This window comes from Kineosporia sp. NBRC 101731 (genome assembly GCF_030269305.1).
Lineage (GTDB): Bacteria > Actinomycetota > Actinomycetes > Actinomycetales > Kineosporiaceae > Kineosporia.
This window is the reverse complement of the sequence record NZ_BSTC01000009.1, coordinates 204068-229282: the sequence shown is the minus strand read 5'-3', so window position 1 is coordinate 229282 and position 25215 is coordinate 204068. Positions and strand designations below refer to the sequence as shown.

General features: G+C 66.8%; 19 protein-coding genes. 9 read left to right on the top strand and 10 right to left on the bottom strand.

Annotated features, from left to right (window positions below; translation table 11 throughout):
- From eccD to QSK05_RS23945, 10 genes are all read right to left on the bottom strand, one after another.
- Entirely contained in the window at nucleotides 1-1416 is a 1416-nt protein-coding gene (gene eccD, locus QSK05_RS23990; protein ID WP_285599554.1) for a type VII secretion integral membrane protein EccD, read from the bottom strand.
- A complete protein-coding gene (eccCa, locus tag QSK05_RS23985; RefSeq protein ID WP_502879821.1) occupies nucleotides 1413-5513 on the bottom strand; it encodes a type VII secretion protein EccCa in 4101 nt (1366 codons plus the stop codon). The genes eccD and eccCa overlap by 4 nt, the downstream gene beginning before the upstream one ends.
- A complete protein-coding gene (locus QSK05_RS23980) occupies nucleotides 5477-8737 on the bottom strand; it encodes a hypothetical protein (RefSeq protein WP_285599551.1) in 3261 nt (1086 codons plus the stop codon). The genes eccCa and QSK05_RS23980 overlap by 37 nt, the downstream gene beginning before the upstream one ends.
- 98 nt (nucleotides 8738-8835) lie before the next feature.
- Nucleotides 8836-9465 (bottom strand): hypothetical protein, encoded by a 630-nt coding sequence (locus QSK05_RS23975; protein ID WP_285599550.1) that lies wholly within the window; start codon nucleotides 9463-9465, stop codon nucleotides 8836-8838.
- A gap of 128 nt (nucleotides 9466-9593) precedes the next feature.
- The gene (locus QSK05_RS23970; protein WP_285599549.1) at nucleotides 9594-9890 is read right to left on the bottom strand and encodes a WXG100 family type VII secretion target; all 297 of its coding nucleotides are present in this window, start codon (nucleotides 9888-9890) and stop codon (nucleotides 9594-9596) included.
- Nucleotides 9891-9954: 64 nt separating this feature from the next.
- Nucleotides 9955-10296: a WXG100 family type VII secretion target gene (locus tag QSK05_RS23965; protein ID WP_285599548.1), complete on the bottom strand. Its 342-nt coding sequence runs from the start codon at nucleotides 10294-10296 to the stop codon at nucleotides 9955-9957.
- Between the two features lie 276 nt (nucleotides 10297-10572).
- Entirely contained in the window at nucleotides 10573-11949 is a 1377-nt protein-coding gene (locus tag QSK05_RS23960; RefSeq protein ID WP_285599547.1) for a hypothetical protein, read from the bottom strand.
- Complete coding sequence (locus tag QSK05_RS23955; protein ID WP_285599546.1) at nucleotides 11946-12884, bottom strand: hypothetical protein; 939 nt, start codon at nucleotides 12882-12884, stop codon at nucleotides 11946-11948. The genes QSK05_RS23960 and QSK05_RS23955 overlap by 4 nt, the downstream gene beginning before the upstream one ends.
- A gap of 573 nt (nucleotides 12885-13457) precedes the next feature.
- On the bottom strand, nucleotides 13458-14336 hold the full coding sequence (locus QSK05_RS23950) for an AraC family transcriptional regulator (RefSeq protein ID WP_285599545.1): 879 nt from the start codon (nucleotides 14334-14336) through the stop codon (nucleotides 13458-13460).
- Between the two features lie 22 nt (nucleotides 14337-14358).
- Nucleotides 14359-15231, bottom strand: coding sequence for an MBL fold metallo-hydrolase (locus QSK05_RS23945; protein ID WP_285599544.1), 873 nt, complete (start codon nucleotides 15229-15231; stop codon nucleotides 14359-14361).
- Between the two features lie 784 nt (nucleotides 15232-16015).
- On the opposite strand from QSK05_RS23945, the gene urtA reads away from it, so the two are divergent.
- The 9 genes from urtA (at nucleotide 16016) to QSK05_RS23900 (ending at nucleotide 24761) form a co-directional block, all read left to right on the top strand.
- Nucleotides 16016-17311: an urea ABC transporter substrate-binding protein gene (gene urtA, locus QSK05_RS23940; RefSeq protein ID WP_285599543.1), complete on the top strand. Its 1296-nt coding sequence runs from the start codon at nucleotides 16016-16018 to the stop codon at nucleotides 17309-17311.
- Between the two features lie 102 nt (nucleotides 17312-17413).
- A complete protein-coding gene (gene urtB / locus QSK05_RS23935) occupies nucleotides 17414-18298 on the top strand; it encodes an urea ABC transporter permease subunit UrtB (RefSeq protein ID WP_285599542.1) in 885 nt (294 codons plus the stop codon).
- Nucleotides 18295-19389 (top strand): urea ABC transporter permease subunit UrtC, encoded by a 1095-nt coding sequence (gene urtC, locus QSK05_RS23930; RefSeq protein WP_285599541.1) that lies wholly within the window; start codon nucleotides 18295-18297, stop codon nucleotides 19387-19389. Before urtB ends, urtC begins: the two co-directional genes overlap by 4 nt.
- Complete coding sequence (gene urtD / locus QSK05_RS23925; RefSeq protein ID WP_285599540.1) at nucleotides 19386-20216, top strand: urea ABC transporter ATP-binding protein UrtD; 831 nt, start codon at nucleotides 19386-19388, stop codon at nucleotides 20214-20216. The genes urtC and urtD overlap by 4 nt, the downstream gene beginning before the upstream one ends.
- 1 nt (nucleotide 20217) lies before the next feature.
- A complete protein-coding gene (locus QSK05_RS23920; protein ID WP_285599539.1) occupies nucleotides 20218-20901 on the top strand; it encodes an ATP-binding cassette domain-containing protein in 684 nt (227 codons plus the stop codon).
- A gap of 100 nt (nucleotides 20902-21001) precedes the next feature.
- Nucleotides 21002-22672: a purine-cytosine permease family protein gene (locus QSK05_RS23915; RefSeq protein ID WP_285599538.1), complete on the top strand. Its 1671-nt coding sequence runs from the start codon at nucleotides 21002-21004 to the stop codon at nucleotides 22670-22672.
- Nucleotides 22669-23238, top strand: a complete 570-nt coding sequence (locus QSK05_RS23910) for a TetR/AcrR family transcriptional regulator (protein WP_285599537.1) — start codon at nucleotides 22669-22671, stop codon at nucleotides 23236-23238. The genes QSK05_RS23915 and QSK05_RS23910 overlap by 4 nt, the downstream gene beginning before the upstream one ends.
- Nucleotides 23235-23825, top strand: coding sequence for a TetR/AcrR family transcriptional regulator (locus QSK05_RS23905; RefSeq protein WP_285599536.1), 591 nt, complete (start codon nucleotides 23235-23237; stop codon nucleotides 23823-23825). The genes QSK05_RS23910 and QSK05_RS23905 overlap by 4 nt, the downstream gene beginning before the upstream one ends.
- Before the next feature lie 504 nt (nucleotides 23826-24329).
- On the top strand, nucleotides 24330-24761 hold the full coding sequence (locus QSK05_RS23900; protein ID WP_285599535.1) for a sigma-70 RNA polymerase sigma factor region 4 domain-containing protein: 432 nt from the start codon (nucleotides 24330-24332) through the stop codon (nucleotides 24759-24761).
- Nucleotides 24762-25215: the final 454 nt, after the last annotated feature.

Below are 25215 nucleotides of genomic sequence, written 5' to 3'. Positions count from 1 at the left end.
TCACCCGGAAAGACCTGAGGCCCAGCCGTACAGGTCAAATAGCTGCGCCAGCAGCGGAATCGTCGCCAGGGCGGTGAGCAGTTCCAGCCACTGATGGAGATATCCCCAGATCGGCGTCATCCGGCGACCGGCCGGGCGCAGGACGGCCGCCCCGACCGGCACCGTGACGACCATCAGGGCCACGACGACCACCACCAGCCAACTGTCGCCGATCCGGCCGGGAAGCCACAGCACCAATGCCGCGGACGCCCACATGCCACCGGCGACCAGGGCCAGCCGGGCCCAGACGCCACGGGTGGCCCCGGCCCGCACGAACATCGCCAGCACCACGAGAGCACCGAGAGCGTAGGCAAATCCGTCACCCCCGGAAATCAGTACCGGGACCGAACCGGCCAGAAGCAGAGCGGCCGCGACGAAGCCGGCGATCAACGTCTGATCGGCGACGAACGTACGCCGGATCATCTCCGGCGAACTCATCGGGGTGATGTCGTACTGCAGCTCGGCCGCTTTCCTGGGCAGTTGCGGAACCCGGACCCCCGACAGGCGGATGGCGATGCGAGCCGCATACGCCAGGGTCAGGGCTGTGAACACCGCAACCGTTCCGGCGGCCTGGACGGCCGTCATGAACCAGAACTGGTCGGCCGACACCGCCAGCAGAAGCACCAGACCCACGAGAATCTGAGCCAGCGCGGGGAACAGGGGATTTCGCGAATCGACACGACGATGGGCGAAAGTGAGCACCGCGCCGACGACACTCAGCGCCGCACCACCGGCCATCCATGGACCGGCCTGGAACGAGGTCAGTTCGGCTATACCGTGCGTCGTACCGGCCACCGCCGTTCCGGCCGCGATCGCGGCAGCCAGGCCCGAGGCAGTCGTCGCGATGATCACCGGCCCCGGAGCCGGTCGTTGAATCAGGGCGACGGAGACCGACAGCAGCAGTACCGCCGCTATCGGCGCGAGGAACGGTGTCGTTCCTTCCATCCGGTCGTCCAGCAGGAGCCGGCCCAGCAGACCGATCAACACGACCGCGACCGCCTGGAACAGCGGCGCGTTGTACTCCGCCTGCCAGCGCCCGGGTGAGGTACCGACAACCGTGGCCATACCGTCCGCGAGATCGTCGAAGACCATGGACGGCAGTACCTCGTCGGCCCGGCGCAGGTACAGCCGATCGCCCTCGCGCCAGTTCAGTTCTTCGGGAGTGTCACCCACCGACATCGGGCTCTCCCCCAGCCGCTGGAGTATCCATCCCTCGTCAGCGGCCCGTGCATCCCGTGCATCCCGTGCATCAGGAGAGGTGACGTGCTGCACCAGCGACGGCAGCAGCCCTCCCAGAGGTAGCGCCAGCGGAACCGCCAGATCGACCTGCCGATCTGGACCGACAATCGTCACCCGGCAGAGGTGATCGGTGCTCACAGTCCCATTCCCGTCATTTTCAGTTCTGATTCGGGTTCGCGCTCCTGAGGCGGCACGAATCCCGTCTGGATCAGGCGAACACCGCGACGGGTGACCAGCTGGGCCCGGCCCGGGGGCAGTTTTCGGGGCACTGCCTCACCGAGGAACTTGCCCTCTTCCTTCGGATACCCGAAGACCACACCGGGGGTGCCGAGTTCCCACAGGCGCCGCAGGGTCGAATCCATCATCGCCCGCATGGCGCCGGAGGTGCTGCGGGCCACGATGATGTGCAGTCCGATGTGCGCGCCCTGCGGCATCAACGGGAGGAGCGCCTCCAACGGCGACCCTCCGGAGCCGGACATCAGCTGGTAGTCGTCCAGCACGATGTACAGCTGCGGCCCTGTCCACCAGTCGCGGCGAGCCAGCCGATCGGCGGTGATCGCCTGATCGGGCACCCGGGCGCTGAGCGTCCCGAGAACCTGCTGGGTCAGGCTCCGCAGGGCGGATTCATCCACCACGTACCCCGACCGCAGGTTCTCCGGAACCTCCTGATCGAGCTGACGACTGGGGTCTCCGAGAATGAACCGTACGTCGGCGGCGGGATTGCCCGCCACGATCGACCGCAGGATCATCCGCAGCAGGTTCGTCTTCCCGGTCTCGTCATCGCCGAAGATCATCAGATGTCCGGTGGTGTCGAAATCGTGCCAGACCGGAGCCAGACGCTGCTCGTCCAGCCCGAGGGCGTACCGCTGCCCGGTGCCTGATCTCGGAGGCAGCTCGTGCATGGGTAGCGTGCTCGGCAGGAGACGTACCTGCGGTGCCCTGCTCCCGGGCCAGAACAGGGCGATCTCCTCGGCCACCGACCGGGTGGCCGAGGCCAGCTCGGCGGTCCGCGCCTCACCGTCCAGCCTCGGCAGGGCGGCGAGGAAGGGCAAGGCCTTCGCGGTGATACCGTGCCCCGCCCGGTTCGGCACCCGGGCCGCCTTGCGCGAACCCACCTCCGACTCCATCGAGTCGCCGAGCCGCAGTTCGAACCGCGTCGTGATGAGATCTCGCAGCCAGGGGCGGATCTCCGACCAGCGAGTGGCTGCGATTACCACGTGGATCCCGAAAGACAATCCACGCGAGGCCAGCTCACCGATCCTGGTCTCCAGGTCGGGATAGTCGTTCTTGATCGTGTACCAGCCGTCGATGACCAGGAAGACGTCACCGTAGACATCATCCATCTCACCGGCCGCGCGCATCTTCCGGTACGTCGACATGGAGTCGACACCCCGCTCGGTGAAGAGCGTCTCGCGGCGCTCCATCAGCTGGAGCAGTTCCTCCACCGTCCGGACCACCCGGTCGCGTTCGCGGCGCCCGGCCACTGAGCCGACGTGCGGCAGCATGCTGATCGAGGTGAGGCCACCGCCTCCGAAATCCATACCGTAGAACTGCACCTCGTCCGGGGTGTGCGTCAGGGCCAGTGCAATCAGGAGGGTGCGCAGGAGAGTCGACTTGCCCATCTGAGGCGCCCCGACGACGGCCACGTGTCCGGCGCCGGCCGACAGATCGGCGGTCAGCAGATCTCTGGACTGGTCGTACGGACGGTCGACCAGTCCCAGCGGAACCCTCAGCCGCCCGTGCAGAGCCCGGTCGGGAATGCTCATACCCCGCACCGGATCGGGAAGGACGCCGGGCAGCAGGGCATCCAGTGGAACCGGCGTCGTCATCGGCGGCAGCCAAACCTGCCGGGCGGCCGGTCCGGCCCCGCGCAGCCGGTGGATGAATACCTCGGCCAACGTCGCTTCGCTGCCTTCCCCGGCCTTCACCGGCTCCGCGTCCGTGGCGTCCGTGGCGTCCGTGGCGTCCGTCGGGTGGGTCGCGTCCATCAGGACGCCGGCATCCGGTTCCGTGCGGATGTCCAGCAACGAAGGACGATTCAGGTCGGGCCGGTCGAACGTGTAATACGGCTGCACCTCGGCCACCGGAGCCGATGCGTTCACCTCGTCCCGCACCGCCAGGTTCTCCGGGGCCGGACCCGAGACATAGGCCGCCTTGAACCGGACCAGGGTCGTCGTGTCCATCTTGAGATAGCCGTGCCCGGGTTCATTCGGCAGTTCGTAGGCGCCGGAGGCTCCGATCACCGACCTCGACTCCATCGACGAGAACGTCCGCAGGGCGATGCGGTACGACAGGTGCCCCTCGACCCGGTTGATCCGGCCCTCGTCCAGGCGCTGGGAAGCCAGCAGCAGGTGAACGCCGAGGCTGCGGCCGACCCTGCCGATCGAGACGAACAGGTCCATGAACTCGGGCTTACTGGCGAGCAGTTCACTGAACTCGTCCACCACGACCAGCAACGTCGGCAGGGGCGCCAGCTGCTTGCCCGCCAGGCGGGCCTTCTCGTAGTCGAACAGGGAGGGGTGACCACTACTGCGCAGCAGCTCCTGTCGCCGGTTGAGTTCCCCGTTCAGGGAGTCCTGCATCCGGTCGACCAGCGGCAGCTCGTCCGCCAGGTTCGTGATGACCGCTGAGGTGTGCGGAAGCGCGTCCATGCCGATGAAGGTCGCGCCGCCCTTGAAGTCGACCAGGACGAGGTTGAGGATCTCGGAGGAGTGGGTGGCGGCCAGACCGAGCACGAGTGTGCGGAGCAGTTCACTCTTGCCCGAACCGGTGGCCCCGATCAGCAGACCGTGCGGTCCCATACCTCCCTGAGCCGACTCCTTCAGGTCCAGCTCGACAACCTCACCCCCCTCGGTCACCCCGATCGGGACGCTGAGGCGGGCGCGCTGCGGCGTCCGAGGACGCCACTGGGCACCGACGTCGAACCGGCGCGCATCGGGAATGCCCAGCAGCGTGGTCAGCCCGAAATCCTGCTCCAGCGGCTGATCGACCAGGTCGACCACCCCGCTGACGCGTTGTGGAGCCAGTACCCGGGCCAGCTCCTCCACCGCGGGGGCCGTCAGGCCGTCGGCCCGGGCCACCTGCGGGGAGGCCGGGTCGCCGTACTCCACCTGGTCACCGGTCACGGTCAGGCGCAGCACCTTCGGCCCGCCCGGAAGCCGGCCGGTCACGTCGATCATCAGGACGTTGCGGATACCCTCGCCGTACAGGCGTGAGGTCTCCGGCACCTGGGCCCGGTCGGTCACCAGCACGATGAACGGCTCGTTCTGGTGGGGGCCGGCCTCCGGATCGTGGTCGGGACGATCCAGTACCTCGGCCCCGAGCAGATCGATCATCTCACCGTAGTCGCAGGAGAGGAGCCGTTGTGGCCCGGTCTCGGTCTGACGATCCGGATGTGCATTATGCGGAACCCATTTCACCCAGTCCCAGTCCGGCCGCTCAGCCTCGGCGCTGAGAACGGCCAGCTTGAGATCGTCGGGGCCGTGAAAGGTGAGGAGCTGGCCCAGGATCGCGCGCACCAGACCGAGCGCCTCCGGAAGGTCACCGGCCAGTTCGATGCTCGTGTAATGGCGCAGCTGAACGACCATGGGTACATCGGGAACCGTGCGGTAGGCCTCGACGAACCGGCGCAACGAGATCGCCGACAGCGGCTCGAGACTCTCGATCGGCTTGGTCGAGGGCGGCTCGAGGATCAGCGCCGCCGATCGGCGACCCACCCCGATCCGAACGGCGGCGAAGTCGTCGTGGTTGGCCCGTCGTTCCCACAACCGCGCACCGCAGGCGTGGCTCCACAACAGCTGCGGATCGGGGTTGTTCCACTGCAGGGCCTGGCGTTGCCGATCGGCCGCCTGCCGGGTCTGGGCCCTGGTCTGGGCGATATAACGCAGATAGTCGCGGCGTTCGAGATGCAGCTTGCGCCGCCGCTCGGCCGGGGCCCGGAGCATCTGGCCGATCGACATCGCCGCCATCGACACCCCCATGCCGCCACCGAGGAGGTACGTCATGGGAGAGGTGCCGGCCACCCCGGAGAACGAGATGCTCATCAGCACCGCGCCGATACCCATCGGCAGCATGGTCACCATCGAGTTCATGTCCGCCGGAGCCTGTTCCGGCAGCACCGGGGGTTCCTGGAGGGGAAGGACCCCCTCCAGCATCTCCGGACCGGGTTCACGGGGCCTGCGCCGCACGACCTCGGTGCTCATCGCCCCGCACCACCGAACTGATCGACGCCCCAGTCACTGTCGTTCCCGCTCAGCAGGTCCGAGATCGTGGGCTGTTTCTTCCCGTCGGCATCCCCCGGACCCGGAGCGGAATCGGCGTCATCCGCATCCTCGTCCTCCGGCGGAGGACCGTCGTCACCGCAGCCCAGTGCTCGTGGTGGGGCGATGTGCACCACCCCGACCTTCGAGCGGCCCATCTGAAACGTCGGGGCGGCCGTGCCCGGCGCGTCCGGCGCCGCAACGGACCCGTCCGGTCCACCGGCCTCCGGCACCGGGGTGCCCGAAGGGTTCGATTCTGTTCCCCAGGCCTGAGGATCCAGCCCCCAGGTGACACCCTCGCCCCGGAGGAAGGCTGACATCAATCCGGGATCGGTAGCTCCCCAACGGGAGAAGTCCACATCCGAGGCGTCGTCGTCCTGGTCCTGATCTTCGTCCTGGGAGACCCACAGGGGCTCGTCACCCAGTTCGACCGACGAGTGCGGGGCCTTCTCCCGCTCGTCCGGGCGGGAGGCCAGGGCGTACGCGGCCGCCGCAGCCCCGGCCGCCAGTTCCGCCCGACCGGGATCGAACGGCTGTTCAGCCGCCGGCCACGGCTCCACCACCGGTTCGTTCGTGGGATCGCTCAGCAGGTCGAACCAGTCGTCCGGCTGAGTCTCCCCCGCCGTCGGGACGGCAACACCGCCCTGGAGACGGTCGCCCCCCGACGGGGTGAGGGGTGCGACCGCAGGATCGTGCACGCCCTCGTCCACGGTTGACTGCTGCCGAACGGGATACCGATCGCTGTCGGACGATTCGGTGACCCCGGTCCGCAGCGGGGACGAGATCGGCCGGGTCGGGCCGGTCAAGCCGGTCGAGCCGGTCAGGCCTGCTGTGGCGACCGCTGCCGTCGCGGTAGCTCCGACCGTGGCCTCCTCACCGGAAACCGTGGACTCCTCACCGGAACCAGGATCTGTCGGTGCCAGACCGGCCCACACATCGTCCGGATTCTCCGCCAGCAGGGCGAAGGCGTCAGACGACTTCGCCGTATCGTCCGAGCCTCGGCCCGGGACGCCGGCCCCTGGCGCCCAACCGGCCGAGACCCCGGCTGCGACAGCGGTCGTCGGGTCAGCGGTCTGCTCGACGTCTGACGTGTCGTCCCAGGGATCGGACCCCGCGGAGAGCAGCGCCGAGGCATCGGACGGATCCGTGCTCTCCTGCTGGCCCGGTGCAGCCCCCGGAGGCATCATCGGCATCTGCGGGACGCTCGATCCCGTACCTCCCGAGGTCTCGTGCACACCCGTCCCGGGAGAGGAAGCATCTTCCGCGGTTGCGCCCTGGCCGCCGGCCGACCAGTCGGCCGGTATCGCGGCGTCGATCGGCCCACCCGATCCCTGAAGATCCGACACCGGATCCGTCGCGGCCCACGGATCAGGAGACTCACTCAGCAGAGCCGAAGCGTCCGACGGATCCGTCGAGGCCGCGTCCGACGCCCCGGCACCGGTCCCCGGCATCATCGGCATCCCCGAACCCAGACCCGAACCCAGACCGGAACCCAGACTCGAACCCGACCCGTCGTCGGACACCAGCCCGGAACCACCGCCCGCAGCGTCTTCGGCACCAGCATCCGTCGACCAGTCCGCCGGGGTCCCCGCATCCATCGACCCACCCGACCCCTGAAGATCCGACACCGGATCCGTCGCGGCCCACGGATCAGGAGACTCACTCAGCAGAGCCGAAGCGTCCGACGGATCCGTCGAGGCCCCCTCCGACGCCCCCGCACCGGTCCCCGGCATCATCGGCATCCCCGAACCCAGACCCGCGCCGTTCCCGTCATCCGTCGAGAGGTCTGAGGGAGCGAGTCCATCCGTGTCCTGACTGTCACCACCACTGTCACCACCGATGCCACCACCGATACTGTCCGGCGAACCGACGTCCAGACCGGCGGGTGAGCCCGCGGAAAGACCCGACTCATCCAGACCGCCGGAGTCGGCCCCCGAACCCGCATCCCATCCACTTCCGCTGCTCGGATCGCCGAGATCGGCGTTTGCGGGCAGCAGATCCTCCAGCCCGGACGAGGAACCGGAAGGCTTGTCCTTGTCCGCCGTATTACCGGTGTACGTCGGTAGCGTGCCGGGCGTGAAGGGCGCCGGTGTGGAGGTGCCCGGATCGGATCCGAAGGGGTCGTCCGCGGTCAGACCGCTGGAATCGGCGACCGGAAGTTCCGAGTTCGAGAGCCCGTCGGTCGGGAACGTGTCCGGTGACGCATCGGAATTTTCGCTCAGGTCGCCGGGCTCAACATTGATCGGGTTGTCACCGGATACGCCGTCGCCCGTGAAATTGGCGGGGGTGCCATCAGACATCCCGTCGTCCGTGAAACCGGCCGGGGCACTCTCGGACGAATCGTCGGCCGTGTCGAACGTGGGAGACGTATTATCGGTCGACGAGTCCTCGCCGTCACCATAGTCGGCAGGCGCGGATTCCTTGTCGTAATCGCCGTAATCGCGGTCTACGGTGTCATCGGTGCTGCCCGGTTCATCATTGACGTCATAGTCGGGATCGTCACTGGTCGGGTCAGTGGTGTCTCCGGTATCCGGTGAATCCATGAGCTTGACGACCTGGAAGGAGTCGATCGTCACCACGTTGCCCGCGGACAGCTTTTTGGCGACCACGCGCATGTCCTGGTTCATCTGCTCGACGGCCGCCGGAAATTTCGAGATCGGCACCAGACCGTTGTCCATGGCGGTGAGCCCTTGCTTGAGCGCCCAACCGGCATAGTAGCGGTCGATCTCCTGGACCGCCTTCTTGGCCCAGGCCAGCTCTAATCCGCGATTATACAGCTGATAAGGCATGTTATTGATGGCGGCGCTGTTGCCCCAGACCTGGTTCGCGTGCGCCCGGACACTGAGGCTCAACTGGTCCATGGACTTCTTGAAACTCTTGGCCGCGGTTCCCTGCCAGGGGCCGTCCGAGCCGGCCAAGGCAGTGGTCCAGATCGACAGATTATCGGCGACTTCCTTCAGCCTCAGGGCCGTACGCTGGAAGTTCTCCGCCGCGGTCTTCAGGCTCTGCGGGTCCGAGACACCGTCCGCCTGAGTCCTCATGTCAGCGGTGACCATCATGGAGCCACCGGCGATGGCCGCCTCGATGGCTTTCCATTCCATCGAGTCGAAATGGTCGTCACCGGCGGAGATCTCGCTCGGGTTACCGATCCAGCCGTTGTCGGAACTTTCCACCCCGGTGGGGGTATCTTCGTCACTCACGGGTTGTGTCGATCCTCCAGACGGAATAGATAGGAATCAGCTGAACGAGACGAGAGCCACCCGGGAGCCGAACCGGAAATCGGACTTCCCGGGAAACGCTATTTCCCGTCGACCGAACTCACGAGCGGCTCGTATGTGTTCAACGTCGACATGAGCTCGGTGAACTGGGTGGCAGCTTTTTGGTTCATTTCTTCAATAGTTTTGTAATCCTCGCCGATCTTGGTCATCTTGGCCGACAGATCGGTGAATGCACCGATCATGACGACCAGCGATGCCAGCAGAGCTTCTCTCGTTTCCTCCACCTTGGTGGAGAGCGCCACCGCCGTCGGGAACGCGCCGGCGGCAACCTTCTTCTGGTCGGTGAGTTCCTTGTGGGCGGCCGTCAGAATGGTGACGTACTCCTTCATCTGACTGGCAAATTGTTTGATCGCCGAGGTATCGACGGAAGTTCCCGACCCGGGCGAACCGAAGGTTTTCTTGCCACTCACGTAAGAATCTTCATAGTCCGCCTTGACTTTTTCTATACTATTGGTATCACTCTTTGAATCGAGCTTCGCCGGCTCATTGCCGACCTTTTCGTTCTGGAGTTTTTTGTATTCGTCGCTATTTTCGTCGGGCTTGAGATGCTTATCGCCCTTCGGGTAGTACGGGACCCAGGCATTCTTCTCCTTGTCCCAGATCTCATGATTAGCGGCATGCTTCAGTTCATTACGTTCCTGCAGGGACATCGTGTCTTCGTAAACCATCACCACTCCATTTCGATCGAGAGCTCGCGCCGGAGAATCGTGAACATTGCTGACCGCCGGAACGGCGGGACCACCACAGCGGCCCCGCCGAGCGGAACGACCGAGCGGAACTACTTGCCGAACGCCCCGGCCACCGATGCCTCGGCCGACTGATAGCCGTTCATGATCGACACCAGCGTGGCGCGCGCGTTCTCCAACGTCGCCGGCATGGCCTCAGCCTGCGCCATGCAGGCCTGATAGGCCTGCTGATAGGCGATCCGGGCGTCACCGGTCCAGCTGTCCAGACTGGCTCGGGTCGAAGCATCCATGCTCTCGAGGAGGTCCTTGACCCGCGCGGCCCGGACCTTCGCATCGGTGATCGCGTCTTCCATCAAGGCGAAGTTCACCGCATAGGTGACATCTCCCATGAGAAAAATCCTTTCAGGTTGATTCTGAGACCTGCCCCGGTCGGTGACACCGACCGGTCCCGTTCTAGAAGTTGGGGAGCAGCGGTGGAGCCTTGGGCAGACTCATGTGTGAAAGAAAGGCCGTGGCCTCGCCCGTGGCCGAGTCGTGAGTCTGCTGATAGGCGTCGGCAGAACCCTTGATGATGCTCGAAAGCGCTTCCAGGGTTTGGACGATGCTGTTGCACTCGCCATAGAAGTCTCCCATCGCGCCATCGAAGGTCCTGGCGCTGGTGCCCGTCCAGGTCGTCATCAGCTGTGAGACGGACGCCTGGACGCCGTTGCCCTCGGCCTTGACGTGGCCGGCCACGTCATTCACATTGCCTGCTGCCGTGCGCATCCCGCTGACATCGATCTGTGCCTGACTCATGGTGCTCCTCTCGTGACGATGAACTTCCCGACCCGGCTCTCTGTGAACGACACCGGGAAACCTGCTGCCACCGAGAATATCTTTGGCCGAGCCGAAAAGACATGACTGCCAGGTAAATACAAAAGCACCTGACTCGAACAACACCTGGCCATCGGCCAGACATCGTGGGAAATCCTTGTACAGAAGGCAATCTCAGAGACCCGAGGGAATTCGGCGACGCCCCGGAGAGGACCGGTTCAGGCAGTTGTGCCCGTCTGGCCACATAGCCGAGGGACATCAGTGAACTGCCGGCACCGACCCACCCGTCGAGCTCTCCAGAAAGACGGTCCGCGGTTCGGCCGCGCACACCTCACGGAGGATTCCCCAAAGGAGAGTCTGATGCCTCATGAATTCTTTATCCGCAAGAGCTTCCATCTCACCCAGACCATCCACCAGGAGGAGCGGCCCGGCCGGATCCATCGGTCGATGCCCGGTGGATCCGCCGTTGACCCTGCGCAGTAGCACGCCTCCCGGAACCGCCTCGAAAGCCCAATCCGCGTCCAGCGGTTCCATCTGGACGGACTCCTCACCCGTGACCCCGTCGTCGTCCAACCGCTCTTTCAGTCGACCGAGTCCGCGGTTGGCAACAACTTTCGCCGGTTGCCCGGACTCTCCGAGAGCCGGACACCAGCGCAGATGGGTCGCCACCGGCTGCCACCGCACCTCGATCTGACCGTCGCTGCCGAGCGCCACCACGCTGACGGTACGTTCCTGGTCGAACAGCAGCGGAAGACCGGTCAGCGCGACGACCTCCTCCTCCAGTACATCGACGATCTCCTGCCAGATCTGACCGGTCGGAGGCAGTCCGGCGGGGGCCAGGCGCAACTGCTGACGAAGTTCGGCCGGCAGTAGTGCCAGGTAACCAGCCACCTGATCCGCCTCGATCCCGGGCCCGAGCAGCCAGTGCACCACGACCAGAGGATGCTGCGGATCAACCGGCACGCTGTACACGACGTCATCCACGGGCAGGCTGTCGATTCCGTCGGGAACCAGCACGACCCCCGAAGGCACCGGCAGAACGCGCAGTCCGGGGATCAGGCCGGCCGGCGGGAGCAGGGCCGGCGCCGACCGCCAGCGCGCGGTGAAGAACCACGGACCCGTCGAGATGGGCTGCGGATGGCCGGGAACGAACTGCTGCCAGGTCGTGTGCCCGGTACCGTCCAGAGGAAAGAGAGTGCGGCCCGGGACGTGGAGCAGTCGCCCGGGCGAAATGACGACCCGGAGGCCGCGGCCGTCGGCCAGTCGATGTGCAGCGGCCCGGAGCTCGCCCTGGATCGTCGTTCCGGTCTCGACGATGATCCGTAGCTCCGCGACGACTTCGGCCGGGGGGAATTCCTCGGGTCGCCCCGCCAGATCCTCGAGCAGCAGTCGCGTCGCAAGGACCGACGGGGTGACGATCAGAACGGTCGGAGTCTGATCACTGCTGGCCAGATGCTCCGCCACCTGGCGAAGTTCGATGATGCGGGTAGCGATGGAGGGCGACGACTCCCCGTCCGTCGCCAGCAGGACGTTCTCGTATCGTTCGACCCGGAGACCGCCCAACGGGGCCACGTCGGTCCAGGTCGGCTGCTCGGATGTGGGTCTGGGGCCCCGGCCCCACGGCCTACCGATCATGTGAGATCACACGACACCTTGGAACCGGCGAAGGACCAGACCTGGTCGCTCCCGTCCTGACTGGCCAGCGACAAGGTGTACGAGCCGCTGTAGGTCGTGGTCCCGTCGACCACGATCAAGGACGAGAGTGACCAGCTCTGTCCGACCGGAGTGGACGCCGGCGGTGAGATGAGCTGGTGATGCAGCCGTCCCCCGTCCGTCGCGACGGACTGGTCCGGAGCGGACTCCGAGGCGCTCCAGGCACCGTCATGGCCCTGCGCGTACACCGCGGCGCTCGAGCCGGACACATCCGAGTAGACCGCGGTGAGCACGCAGCGATTCGGGTGGGCCGAGTACCAGGCGGCAGCGGTGTTGAAGGTCACGGAACCGGCCAGCGAACTCGTGACCGATTGCAGACGGCCGAAGTACGCCTTCACGGTCATCCCACCGCTGACGGGCACCCTGACGGAGACCACCTTCGGGACGACGGCCTGGGTGACCACCTTTTTCGTGGTTCTGGTGGCCTTCGGAACCTTCGTGGTCTCGACCGGGCGCTTCTTCGGCGTACGGGCCGGGGTCGACGTGGTCTCGGTCCGAACGACCACGGGCGCGGGCGCGACCCGGTTGCTCTTCGGTGTCTTCTCCGGCTCAGGCTTTTTGGTGGGGGCGGCAGTTCGCGTCTTCGAGACGGTGACCGACGGGGTCGGGCTCATCAGCACAGGCGCCAGCGCCAGCGGCGCGGCACCTGCCCCGGGGCCGCCTCCATCGCCGTCGCCGGGCCTGATCGTCATCCCGATCACCCCGGTGGCCAGGACGGCAGCGACGGTGCCGACCGCAACCAGCCCCAGCCGACCCGACCGTCGGGAGGCGGCGGGCCCGGCCGACGTCGCCGGGCCGGCGGACGACGCCGCGACATCGGCTGCCCCGGAGGCAGCCGCAACCCGGGGGGCACTCACAACAGCGGCCGGACCGTCGGTGCCCCTCCGCTCCGGACCTGCCGACCATGGTTCCGCTGCGGCCCCCGGAGCGACACCGCTGACTTTCTGCGGCTCGGTTCCCCCGTCCGGCCCGGTCGGAGCAGCCTCTACGGGCATCGCGGCCGGGCGCGCCGGGGTGACGTCCACAGTCGTGCCGGGCGCGTGGGACGGGCCGGCCGGGAGCGGCCGGGCTCGACTGAACCGCTTCACCACGACGGCATTTTCAGGAGCTCCAGCGGTCCGGTCAGATGCTTCTCCGGCCATCGATGTGTGCTCCCTCGCCGACCTACCAGGTGACTGCCGTACCGAGCCAACGCCGCTGGGTACCGACACGAGACCGTAGGGGTGCGAGGTTGCCGCCGCTCGGGTCAGCTTGATCTTCTATCCGAAAAAACGCTCTTTTCTGCCCAATCGACGCTCAACCCCCAGAAACGCGCCAAGCGGGCACGTGCCCGGCCACCGTCCCGTCGATCAGCGCGATCAGCGCGATCAGCGCGATCAGCGCGATCAGCGCGATCAGCGCGATCAGCGCGATCAGCGCGATCAGCGCGATCAGCGACCCGAGGGTCGGCCCCCACGCCCGGAGCGGCCTTCCCGGTGTTGCTGCCGGTACCGGCCGGCGGAGATCCCGTACTCACGTTTGAAGGCGTTGGCGAAGGCGTATGCAGATCCGTAACCGCTGCGCTGGGCGACCACGGAGAGCGGAGCATCGGTCGTCTGAAGCATGCGGGCCGCCGTGGTGAGCCGCCACCACGTCAGATAGGTGAGTGGAGGCTGCCCGACCATGGTGGTGAACCTGCGGGCGAAGGCGGCGCGGGACAGGCCCGCGTGGGCTCCCAGCGACTCCACGGTCCAAGGATCGGCGGGACGTTCGTGAACGGCCCGTAGTGATCGTGAGACCGCCTCGTCGTCGAGAGCGACGCACCAGCCGGTGCCCTGCCGACCCGCCCGTTCGCTGAGGCACGCGCGGATCAGCTGCACGAGGAGCACATCGAGCAGAGCCGGCAGCACCAGATCCCGGCCGTACATCTCTTCGTCGAGTTCGCTGCGCGCCAGGTCGATCGAGGCCCGAAGGCTCGGGAAGCGGCCCGCCCGCGCGAACAGGACGACCAGATCGGGAAGATCCTGGAACAGCGGGTGCGGACGCGCCTGATCGAGCCGGTAGGCACCGGACAGGAAGTGGGCCCTTTCGTCGGTGGCATTCACCAGTTCGTGCGCAGCGCCGTGCGGGAACAGAACGGCGTCGCCCGGTTCCAGGGTCACGGGCGGTTCGCCGGATCTCGTCACCTGGACGCTTCCCGCCGTGACCACGTAGAACCGGGCACCCTCCAGGACTCCGACCTTCATCTCCCCGGAGGGGTCCGCCGCCGACAGCGACATCGATGGGCGGCCCGCCCGCATGGCACCGATGGCGTCGCTGAGCACGTCCATCGCAGGATCCTCCTCTATCCGATCAGGCGTCCGCGAGCGCGGCCCATCCCCGGATCGAGAACGTCCCGTCCGACTGCGTCACCTCGGCGGCACCCGCCCCACCCAGGTGAGCCGGCACCACCAGGCTGTTCGTCGCGGCCGCCTGCTCCAGGACACGACGTCGCGACCGGGCTGCCCGGACCTGGTCCTCACTCGTGCAGATCTCGTGATCGGGTTCGATCAGCTGAAGGGGGGTGTGCACGAGATCGCCGACGAACAGGGCCCGGTCGGTGCCGGATTCGAGCCGCAGCACAGCCGATCCGGGCGTGTGCCCAGGAGCCAATTCCAGCACCAGGTCTTCGTCGATGCGGTGACTGTCGCCCTCCCACAGCACTGCCTGACCGGCCTGATGGATGGGCAGGATGCGGTGGTTGAACGCCGCCCTGATGTCGTCGGCCGACTGGAACACCGAGGCCGGGGTATGACCGTTGACGGGGTTCCAGAAATCGAAGTCAGCACGGCTGATCAGGTACTGCGCGTTGGGGAACGTCGGAACCCACTCGCCGTCGGCCAGCCGGGTGTTCCACCCCACGTGGTCGCTGTGCAGATGGGTGTTGATGACGAGGTCGACGTCCTGCGCCCGCACCCCGGCCTGCGCCAGCCGGTCGAGGAAGTCGCCGCCCCGTTCTTCGAGTACCCCGGCCTCACGTGGTTCCTCACTACCCAGGCCGGTATCGATCAGAACGGTACGACCCGCGCTGCGCAGCACCCAGGTCTGGGCGTTGGTCTGCCACTCACCCGTTGCCGCGTTCAGGAAGTCCGGTTCCAGCCAGGATTCGTGCTGGCGCCACAGGTCGCCGGGTACCGACGGGAACAGGACATCGACGGTGCCGAGCGCTCCGCTCCATTCGATCACTCGCGAGATTTCGACATTGCCAAGAGTGAATTTCTGCACTCACCGACCGTAGGCAGAAAGAACGAGACGCGAAATGCTCCGTCGTCTTCCCTGATTAAGGCAGCGTCTTGCCGCAGCCAGGCCGAACGGATCAAGGAGGCCGTCTCAGCGCCTGCGCCTTCGTCCGTGAGTCCGGGTCGAGCCGTCTGGATCTTCGACACTGGCTGACCGGGACGGTCCGTCCCTGGACCTCGTGCGGCGAGTCCCACGGGACCAGGGAATCCGCCAGTAGCCACGTACCCGCCCGTCGCCTGTGCACAGTCCGGTGGTCAGGGTGCAGCCACCCGTGGGTGGTTGCACCAGGCTGTGCCCTTCGGGGAGAGCCTGCCGCCGATCTTCCCCCCTGACGTCACCGGTCGGGCCGGTTCGACGTCGGTGCCCTGGACGACCTGCCGTTGCTCACGCTCGAGTCCTCCTCCCAGATGTCAGAAGTGTGCCATCGTCGCCACCCTCTATCGGAGGGTGGCAGAACTCTGACACCGCTAGCCCCACGATATCTGCGGAATCAAAGGCGCCTGCGCCCCAAATCGGGCAGTGGTTACAGAGTTGGAACGGTCAGGAAATGTCAGAGCAATGACACTTGATCAATCTTGCTCTCACCTGCAGCAGCCGACTGCACCTTGACGGCGACACCGGGCGGGGCGCTCGGGACGTCGGCGGTTCGGCGCGGGACATGCACATCCGCACCATCCGCTGTGCCGCGACCCCGGCGTCACGCTCCTTACCAGGAACGGAGTTCCGACATATGTCCACCACCAGGAACCGGCTGCGCACGCTTGTGGTCACGGGCGCCATCGTGACGACCGTCGCTCTCGTGCTCGCCGGCTGTGGCTCCCGCGCCGGCGACGTCGAGCCGGGCGGCGAGTCGGCCGGACCTAGCTGCGTCGACACCTCCGGCAGCACCGTCAAGCTCGGCTTCCTCAACTCCCTCACCGGCGGCATGGCGATCTCTGAGAAGACCGTCTCCAACGTGCTGCACATGGCCGCCGACGAGATCAACGCCGACGGAGGCATTCTCGGAAAGCAGATCGAGTACGTTCAGGAAGACGGCGCCACCGACTGGCCCACCTTCGCGGAGAAGACCGAGAAGTTGCTCACCCAGGACTGCGTCGCCGCGATCTTCGGCGGCTGGACCTCGTCTTCCCGCAAGGCCGTCAAGCCGGTGGTCGAGGCCAACAACGGCCTGTTCTTCTATCCGGTGCAGTACGAGGGCCTCGAGGCTTCGCCGAACATCTATTACACCGGTGCGACCACCAACCAGCAGATCATCCCGGCGATGGACTTCCTCGCCTCCAAGGGGGTGAAGAGGCTGTTCCTGGCCGGCAGCGACTACGTCTTCCCGCGCACCGCGAATGCGATCATCAAACTCTACGCGGCCGAGCTCGGCATCGAGATCGTCGGCGAGGAGTACGTGCCCCTCGACCAGGATGACTGGACCAGCCAGGTGGCGAAAATCGTGGCGGCCAAGCCCGATTTCATTTTCAACACCATCAACGGCTCGTCGAACGTCGGCTTCGTCAAGGCCTACTACGACGCCGGCCTCAAGGCGGCGACGACGCCGATCATCTCGGTGTCGATCGCCGAGGAGGAGGCGCCGGCCATGGGCCACGAGATCACCGGACAATACGCGTCCTGGAACTACTTCCAGTCGCTCAAGACCCCTACCAACCCGAAGTTCATCAAGGACTGGAAGGCATACCCCGGCAGCAGCGGCGTCACCTCCGACCCGATGGAAGCCGCGTACGACTCGATGTACCTGTACAAGGCCCTCGTTGAGGCGGCCGGCTCATTCGACGTCGACAAGGTGAACGCCGCGGCCAAGACGAAGGACATCACCTTCGACGCACCGGAGGGCACGATCACGCTCGACGGCGAGAACCACCACATCTCGAAACCGGGCCACATCGGCCAGATCAACGCTCAGAACCAGTTCGACATCGTCTGGTCCTCCGACGAGTTCATCGAGCCCGATCCGTTCCTCAAGAACTACGACTGGTTCCCGGAGACCGTCCGCGACCAGCTCGTCAGTTCCGCGGGCTGATCACACCACACCCACCCGAACGCGGGGTTGCGTGTCGCCTGCGGCAGGCAACCCCGCGTGCCCGGACCCCCTTTCCGTCCCCCGCACAGAGAGGAAGAGCACGTGGACGCACTAATCCCACCGCTGCTGAACGGCAGCGCACAGGGTGCGCTGCTCCTGCTCGCCGCGCTTGGCCTCTCGCTCACCTTCGGCCAGATGGGCGTGATCAATATGGCCCACGGCGAGTTCCTCATGATCGGTGCCTTCACCGCCTACCTCGTCCAGCAGGCCATCGGTTCCGGCGACCTGTCGATCCCGGTCGCGCTGCCGGTCGCGTTCATCGTCGCCGGCCTGCTCGGCCTGCTGCTGGAGGCCAGCCTCATCCAATGGATGTACCGCAGGCCCCTCGACACCCTGCTCGTCACGGTCGGTGTCAGCCTGATCCTGCGGCAGGCCGCACTGCAGCTCTTCCCGGCCCAGGGCGTCCCGGTGAAGACGCCCGACTGGCTCGACGGGCAGGTGAACATCCTCGGCTACCACTGGCCGATGCGGCAGTTGTTCACCGTCCTGCTCGCGATCGCCTGCGTCGCCGCACTGGCGGCTTGGCTCAAGTACACCTCGTTCGGCCGCCGCATCCGGGCGACCGTGCAGAACCGGGACCTCGCCGAGACCGCGGGGATCCCCACCCGCACCGTCGACCGCCTGACCTTCTTCGTCGGGTCGGGTCTGGCCGGGGTCGCCGGAGTGGCCGCCTCGCTCATCGGAGGTACGAACTCCCAGATGGGCACGCAGTACATCATCCCGGCCTTTCTCGTCGTCGTCGCCGGCGGCATCGGCCAGCTCAAGGGCACCGTCATCGCCGCGTGGGTGGTCGGCGTCGCGCTCTCGTGCTTCGCCTACTGGACGACCGGCAGCCTCGCGCAGGTGCTCGCCTTCATCCTCGTGATCGTCTTCCTGCAACTGCGGCCCCAGGGCTTGTTCACGGTGCGATCCAGGAGCCTGGTATGACCAAGCTGAAGCCATGGCTCTCCCTCATCGGCATCGCGGTGTTCGCCGTCCTGCTCCTCGGGGTCGCTCCCCTCGTGCTCACCGATCACTGGCTCAGCAACCTCGGAAAGTACTGCTGCTGGGCGATCGTCGCCGTCGGCATCGGACTGGCGTGGGGCCGGGGCGGGATGCTCGTGATGGGGCAGGGGGTGTTCTTCGCCCTCGGCGCCTACTCGATGGCCATGCACCTCACGCTGGAGACCGCCGGCGACGGGGTACCGGGGTTCATGGTGCTCTATGACCCACTCGCGCCGCTCCCGGCGTTCTGGGAGCCGTTCCGCAGCGCGGCGTTCACCCTGCTGGCCATCGTGGTGCTCCCGGTGATCGTGGCCGGCCTCCTCGGCTACGCGCTGTTCAAGCGCCGCGTCAAGGGCGCGTACCTCGCGATCCTGACGCAGGCGCTCGCCGTCGCGCTCGCCACCCTGATCAGCTCCACCATCCGCGAGACCGGCGGCGACACCGGGCTCAGCGACTTCAAGTACTTCTTCGGTTTCGTGCTCAGGGACCCGGCGAACCGGCAGATGGTGTACCTCATCGCGGCCGCGCTGCTCGTCGTGTGTCTCCTCGTGGTGTGGCAGCTCTATCGCAGCCGCTTCGGTGAACTCCTCGTCGCCACCCGGGACGCCGAGGAGCGCGTACGCTTCCTCGGCTACGACCCGGCCAACATCAAGCTCGTCGCCTTCGTCGGGTCCGCGCTGATGGCCAGCATCGGCGGAGCGATGTTCGTGCCCATCGTCGGCATCATCACCCCGGCCGAGATCGGCGCCGCCGCATCGATTCTCATGATCGCGGGGGTTGCCTTCGGCGGCCGCGCCTCGCTCTTCGGCCCCGTGCTCGGCGCGATGGCGGTCGGATGGGGACAGTCGAGCCTCGGCTCGACCTGGCCCGACGGCTGGACCTACATCATCGGCCTGCTGTTCATCGTCGTCATTCTCTTCCTGCCGCAAGGACTTTCGTCGGCACTCGCCAGGTTGACGTCAGCGATCCGGAGCACTGGCGAACGGCCCGCCGCGGCGACCGCCGCCCCGGAGCTCGAGGAGGCGAAGTCATGACCGACGCTTCACTCGTCGTCACGGACCTGCACGTCGAGTTCGCGGGCTTCGTCGCAGTCGGCGGCGTCTCCTTCGACGCGCACCCCGGCGAGGTCCGGTTCCTCATCGGCCCGAACGGCGCCGGCAAGACGACCTGCATCGACGCCATCACGGGGCTCTCCCGGGCCACCGGGTCGGCGAGGCTCGGCCAGCAGGAACTGCTCGGCCGGCCGGTGCACAAGATCGTCCGGCTCGGGGTCGGCCGCACGTTCCAGACCGCGAGCGTCTTCGACGAGCTCTCGGTGCTGCAGAACCTCGACATCGCCGCCGGACGCCATCGCCCCTGGACCTCGCTGCTGCGGACCCGGCGGGGCGTCGACCCCTCGATCGTGCAGGCGGTGGAGGAGACCGGGCTCGCCGACGAACTCGCCACGCCGGCCGGCATTCTGTCGCACGGCCAGAAGCAGTGGCTGGAGATCGCGATGCTTCTCGTGCAGGACGCGAGGGTGCTGCTGCTCGACGAGCCGGTCGCCGGCATGAGCCAGGACGAGCGCACCGCGACCGGCGAGCTTCTGCAGCGCGTCGCGGCGAAGCGGGTTGTGCTCGTGGTCGAGCACGACATGGACTTCATGCGCCGCTTCGCCACGCGAGTGACGGTGCTGCACCAGGGCAAGGTGCTCTCGCACGGCACGGTGGCCGAGGTGCAGGCTGACTCCAAGGTGCAGGAGGTCTACCTCGGCACTGCGGGAGCCGCGACCACGGCTGCCATGTCGGTCGTGCCCGACGTGCCGGCGGTCCGGCTCGCCAGCTCGCCGGACGGGGCAGCCGGGATACAGGAGGAGGACTGACATGCTCGAGCTCACCGACATCGAGGCCGGCTACGGGCGCACGCGGGTGCTGCACGGCGTGACGGTGCCGACCGGGAAGGTCGTGGCCGTGCTCGGCCACAACGGCGCCGGCAAGACGACGCTGCTGCGTGTCGCGATCGGGCTGATCAAGCCGTCGAAGGGGCGCGTGGTGTTCGACGGCGAAGACATCGCCTCGCTTCCCCCCAACAAGCGCGTCGCTCGCGGTATGGCGTACGTGCCGCAAGGTCAGCAGGCGTTCGGCCAGCTCACGACGCTCGAGAATCTGCAGCTCGTCGCCGACGGGCGCCGGCGCGGCAAGGCCCTCATCGATGCACAGATGGCTCGCTTCCCCGCCCTGGAGACGTTCGCGGCCCGGAGGGCGGGCCTGCTCTCCGGCGGGCAGCGGCAGCAGCTCGCGATCGCCCGCGCCCTCATCACCGAGCCGAAGCTGCTCATCCTCGACGAGCCCACCGAGGGCATCCAGCCCACGATCGTCGCCGAGATCGAGCACACCATCAAGCAGCTGGCCGAGGAGGGCATCCATGTGTTGCTCGTCGAGCAGCACATCGGCTTCGCCCTCGAGGCCGCCGAGCGCTACGTCGTGCTCGCCTCGGGCTTCGTCACCCAGACCGACGAGGGTGGCTCGGCTGCCACCTCCACCGTGCGAGCCGCCATGGCGATCTGAGCCGAGACCACCGACGTCCGGGTCCGCAATGCGGCCGTAACACCGGACCAGGAGGATTCCCCTGTGAGCTGCGTCTGGGGATGAGGCCGTTGTGAGGAGAATGGACAACGCGCGCGAGGCCGCGGAGGACAGCCTCGAGGACTATGCCTTCCGCTATGTGCCGCGCACCTTTCGGCGCTGGAGCGCAGCCTCCGTCGGCGCGACCGCTCTCGGGTCCATCGCGTTCCTCGCCGATTTCTCGATCGGCGCGAGCATCGGCATCGACCACGGCACCGGGAACGCCGTGCTCGGCATCCTGTTCGCGTCGGTCATCATCGTCCTGGTGGGTGTGCCCGTCGCCTACTACGCCGCCCGCTACAACCTCGACCTCGACCTCGTCGCCCGTGGCTCGGGATTCGGCTACTACGGCTCGATCTTCACGACCGTGATCTTCGCGGGCTTCACCTGCATCTTCTTCGCCCTGGAGGGCGCCATCATGGCGCAGGGGCTGCAGGTGGCGACGGGGATGCCGTTGTGGCTCGGCTATCTCATCTCGACGGTGATCGTGATCCCGATCGTCATCTACGGCATGCGTGCGCTGGAGCGCCTGCAGTTCTGGACCACGCCCCTGTGGCTCGCCCTCGCTCTGCTGCCGCTGCTCTGGATTTTCGTCTCCGACGCCGTGGCGGTGCGCGCCTTCACCTCATTCACCGGTAACTCCGACGGCTCGATCAGCTTCGGCGCCATTGCCTCGAGCGCGGCCGTGTGTTTCGCCCTCGCCCCGCAGCTGGCCGAGCAGATCGACTACATCCGCGCCATGCCGCCGCGTACGCCGTCGAACGCCCGCTCGTGGTGGACGTGGTTCGCCTTCTCCGGTCCGGGCTGGGTCATCTTCAGCGGCGCCAAGCAGGTGATCGGGGTGTTTCTCGCTGTCTACCTCCTCGTGAAGGTGGACAGCACCCTCGGACACCGCGCGACCGAACCGGTCAAGCAGTTCGTCGGTATGTACCAGACCCTTGTCCCCGACTGGCTCGCCATCATCCTCGCCCTCGGGCTCATCGTGATCGCGCAGGTGAAGATCAACGTGACGAACGCGTATTCGGGCTCGCTCGCGTGGTCAAACGTGTTCACCCGGGTGGTGAAGCACTACCCGGGTCGCACGATCTTCGTACTGCTCAACCTCGTGTGCTCGTACGTGCTCATGCTGCTGGACGTCTACACGTTCATCTCCTTCGTGTTGAGCCTTTACGCGAACGTCGTCATGGCGTGGCTGGTGACGATCGCCACCGATATCGCGATCAACAAGTGGGTGCTGCGCATCTCGCCGCGTTTTCCCGAATTCCGCCGCGGCATGCTGTACGACTGGAACCCGGTGGGGCTCGTGTCGGTGGGGCTCGCCTCGGCGCTGTCGCTGCTCGCGTTCGCCGGGTTGCTCGGTGCCGCCGTCAAGCCGTTCTCGGTGCTCATCGCGATCGGCGTCGCGTTCGTCGCTACGCCGGTCACGGCCCTCGCCACGCGGGGGCGCTACTACCTCCGCCGCCGCTCCGACGGCATCGACTCCCCCCTGTTCGACGAGAACGGCAACCCCTCGGGCGAGCGGCTCCGATGCCACGTCACCGGCTATACGTTCGAGCGGCCGGATATGCTGGCATCAGCCCAGCGAGGACCGAACGGCGAGGTTCAGTACGTCTCGTCGCTGGCGCTCACGCTCGACGGTTCCGATCTCTATGTGCTTCCGCCGGAAGACACCGGCCCCCCGCGCTGGGCGGCCACGCGAGGCAGGGAAATATGAAGCAGGAGCCAGTCGACACCGCGACTGCAATCCTCGCGAGCGCCGCAGTTCTGCTGCGCCAGCACACGTTCGACGACATCTCCTATCGTGCGCTCGCCGACGAGGTTGGCATCTCGGAGCGCACGATCTACCGCCAGTACCCCACGCGCGCGCACCTGCTTGCCGCTCTCTCGAACTGGATTGAGCAGGCCCACTTCCCGCTGCCGCCGTTCGTGACCCTGGCCGACTTCCGCGCCGCTGTGCACGAGCGCTTCCGCGCCTTCGACGCGTCACCCGCCTACGCGTACGTCAGCGCACGGGCGTCCGCGATCTCGCCGACGCTCGACGCTGAGCCTGCCTACATCACGCGTGCGATCAAGGCGATGCTCGATGTGGCGGCGCCGACGCTCAACCGACGGGATCGGCAGCGGGTCGCGGCATCCCTGCGATACTTCTCCTCGGCGATGTTCTGGGCGCGACTTCGCACGGGCTTCGACCTGGATGCCGACGAGATTTGCGACGCGTTCGACCGCGCCGTGGGCACCGTGCTCGCGAGGCTGCCCGACCCGACGTGGGCGGAGCTGTGACCGAGTCGATGGCCGTCCCGGCGCTGAGCGGCACGCAAGTGGCGGTCCTCGCCGCCTACGCCGAGCTGATCGAGGAGGTCGGCAGCGACGACGTGTCGTTTCGGCTCGTTGCGCGGCGGGCCGGCATCGCCGAGCGCACGGTGTTCCGTAATTATCCCACGCGTGTCGATCTGCTGCTGGCGACCGCATCGTGGATCGACGCGACAGTGTTCGCCCGCGAGCAGTCGCACTCGATCTTCGACATCCCCCTCGCGATCGGCGACGCGATGCGGCGGTACGACGCGCGGCCGGAGCTCGCGCACGTCGTCGCCGAGGCCGCAATGCGCGGCGTGAGCGGCGCGGCGCCGGCCGCCGGCCGGGCGCAGCTCGAGCGGCTGCTGGATGCCGAGGTGCCATCCCTCGACGCGGCGCAGCGCAGGGCAGTCATCGTGGCGCTGTCCCACCTCGACTCGGCCGGGACCTGGGTGACGTTTCGCCGCGAGTTCGCCATGGGCGGGCGTGACATCGCCGACGCCGCCGCGTGGGCGGCGGAGGCGGTGCTCGACAGCATCCGCAACCGCGTCGCCCGCCAGGGGTATGAGGGTTAGAGACGTTCACGCTGCTCCTGCTCGGGATGGTCCGGGGCCGGTCGACCCCTGGGCCCTCCCCGAACGAGACATCGAGGTTGTCGCCGATACGACCTACCACCACCGGGATGTCGCCACCCTGACCGGCCGGAGGCCCGAACGGGAGCCCGGCCGCAGATGTCGCAAACGTCGGCCTCAGCCTGCGGGTCCAGGACCATCTCGAGCAGAGTCATGGGCATGCAGAGACGCTGGAGGCTGAACGCTGCTCCTCACGGGACCAGCCGGCCCGGTCCCTCCAGCTCACGTCGAGGAGCCAGCTGATCTCAGGCTCCGCCCATCACCGAGAACCGGGTTTTGTCAGGCCGAACGAGCAGATTTTCTGACAGCGGACCCGACAGAACTGCTCAGACCGAGCCGCCGGAACCCGAACCCGAGTTCGGGCCCATTCAACATCTGACAGAATCAAACACCGCAGGTCAGATCCTGATCGACGGACTTGAACAGGGCACCTAAGGTGTCCCTCAAGTGGACCTGCTGGGACGTTATTCGAACTTTGTGCCCTGGTCAGAAGGGGTGCAACGTATCGGCCACCTATCTCAGAGTAACGAAGTTGACGTTGAGCTACTGCCCAGCCCGAAGCCGCCGCTGAGGCGGCTCAACGCCGAGCAGGTCCGCGTACTTGTGGACGGCTACCAGCAGGGGCAGACGACGTACGAGCTCGCCCAGCAGTTCGGCATCCACCGAGTGACCGTTTCTCAACACTTGCAGCGCAGCGGGGTCGCCATGCGACGCCAGGGCTTGAGCGACGGCGCTCTCCACGAAGCGGCGCGCCTTTACACAAGCGGTGAGTCTCTGGCCCGCGTTGCGGACCGATTCGGCGTCGACTCCAAGACCATCTGGTCTGGCCTCACCCGGATGGGGCTGACGATGCGAGACAGCCACGGCCGAGTCCGATAGCAACAGGCCGTAGGAACGCCAGCCTGGCTGCATCTGTTGGAGGTTCACTCCGTTCGAGGGACGGGCAACCATTGCAGCTCTTCTGCTGGCGATCACTCGGTGACGCTAAAAGCCTCTGCCGCCTGGGATTTTACCGCGGCGTCGTCCCCCATTCGGCCCACGAGCGCCTCGAGCAGAGTGCGGGCGGCCGCCTCTGCTGCCTGGTGAGTCGGTTGCGGCTGAGTGACCGCTCACCGGGAGCCGCACACGTGGATTTCGCCTCTGAATTGGCCACAAGTGATCGACTCAGTAAATGCTTGTGTGCCCCGAACCTTCTCATGCCACACGGCAAAGGGGCCCTCGCCCGCTCGGGGAGAGCGGGCGAGGGCTCTTCGAGTGCTGGTCCCTCGACAGCCTTCCCGGTAGCCGACCGGGTGTTTTCGTGTCTGGCTGAACCGTTTCGCTTTCGGCCGTC

What these genes read in the sequence shown, in the direction of transcription:
- QSK05_RS23920 (WP_285599539.1), top strand. Translation starts at nt 20,218, where the DNA reads ATGCTCGAGCTCACCGACATCGAGGCCGGCTACGGGCGCACGCGGGTG.
- urtC (WP_285599541.1), top strand. Translation starts at nt 18,295, where the DNA reads ATGACCAAGCTGAAGCCATGGCTCTCCCTCATCGGCATCGCGGTGTTC.
- urtA (WP_285599543.1), top strand. Translation starts at nt 16,016, where the DNA reads ATGTCCACCACCAGGAACCGGCTGCGCACGCTTGTGGTCACGGGCGCC.
- QSK05_RS23950 (WP_285599545.1), bottom strand. Translation starts at nt 14,336, where the DNA reads ATGGACGTGCTCAGCGACGCCATCGGTGCCATGCGGGCGGGCCGCCCA.
- QSK05_RS23975 (WP_285599550.1), bottom strand. Translation starts at nt 9,465, where the DNA reads ATGTCCCTGCAGGAACGTAATGAACTGAAGCATGCCGCTAATCATGAG.
- QSK05_RS23915 (WP_285599538.1), top strand. Translation starts at nt 21,002, where the DNA reads ATGGACAACGCGCGCGAGGCCGCGGAGGACAGCCTCGAGGACTATGCC.
- QSK05_RS23910 (WP_285599537.1), top strand. Translation starts at nt 22,669, where the DNA reads ATGAAGCAGGAGCCAGTCGACACCGCGACTGCAATCCTCGCGAGCGCC.
- urtD (WP_285599540.1), top strand. Translation starts at nt 19,386, where the DNA reads ATGACCGACGCTTCACTCGTCGTCACGGACCTGCACGTCGAGTTCGCG.
- QSK05_RS23970 (WP_285599549.1), bottom strand. Translation starts at nt 9,890, where the DNA reads ATGGGAGATGTCACCTATGCGGTGAACTTCGCCTTGATGGAAGACGCG.
- QSK05_RS23965 (WP_285599548.1), bottom strand. Translation starts at nt 10,296, where the DNA reads ATGAGTCAGGCACAGATCGATGTCAGCGGGATGCGCACGGCAGCAGGC.
- QSK05_RS23960 (WP_285599547.1), bottom strand. Translation starts at nt 11,949, where the DNA reads ATGATCGGTAGGCCGTGGGGCCGGGGCCCCAGACCCACATCCGAGCAG.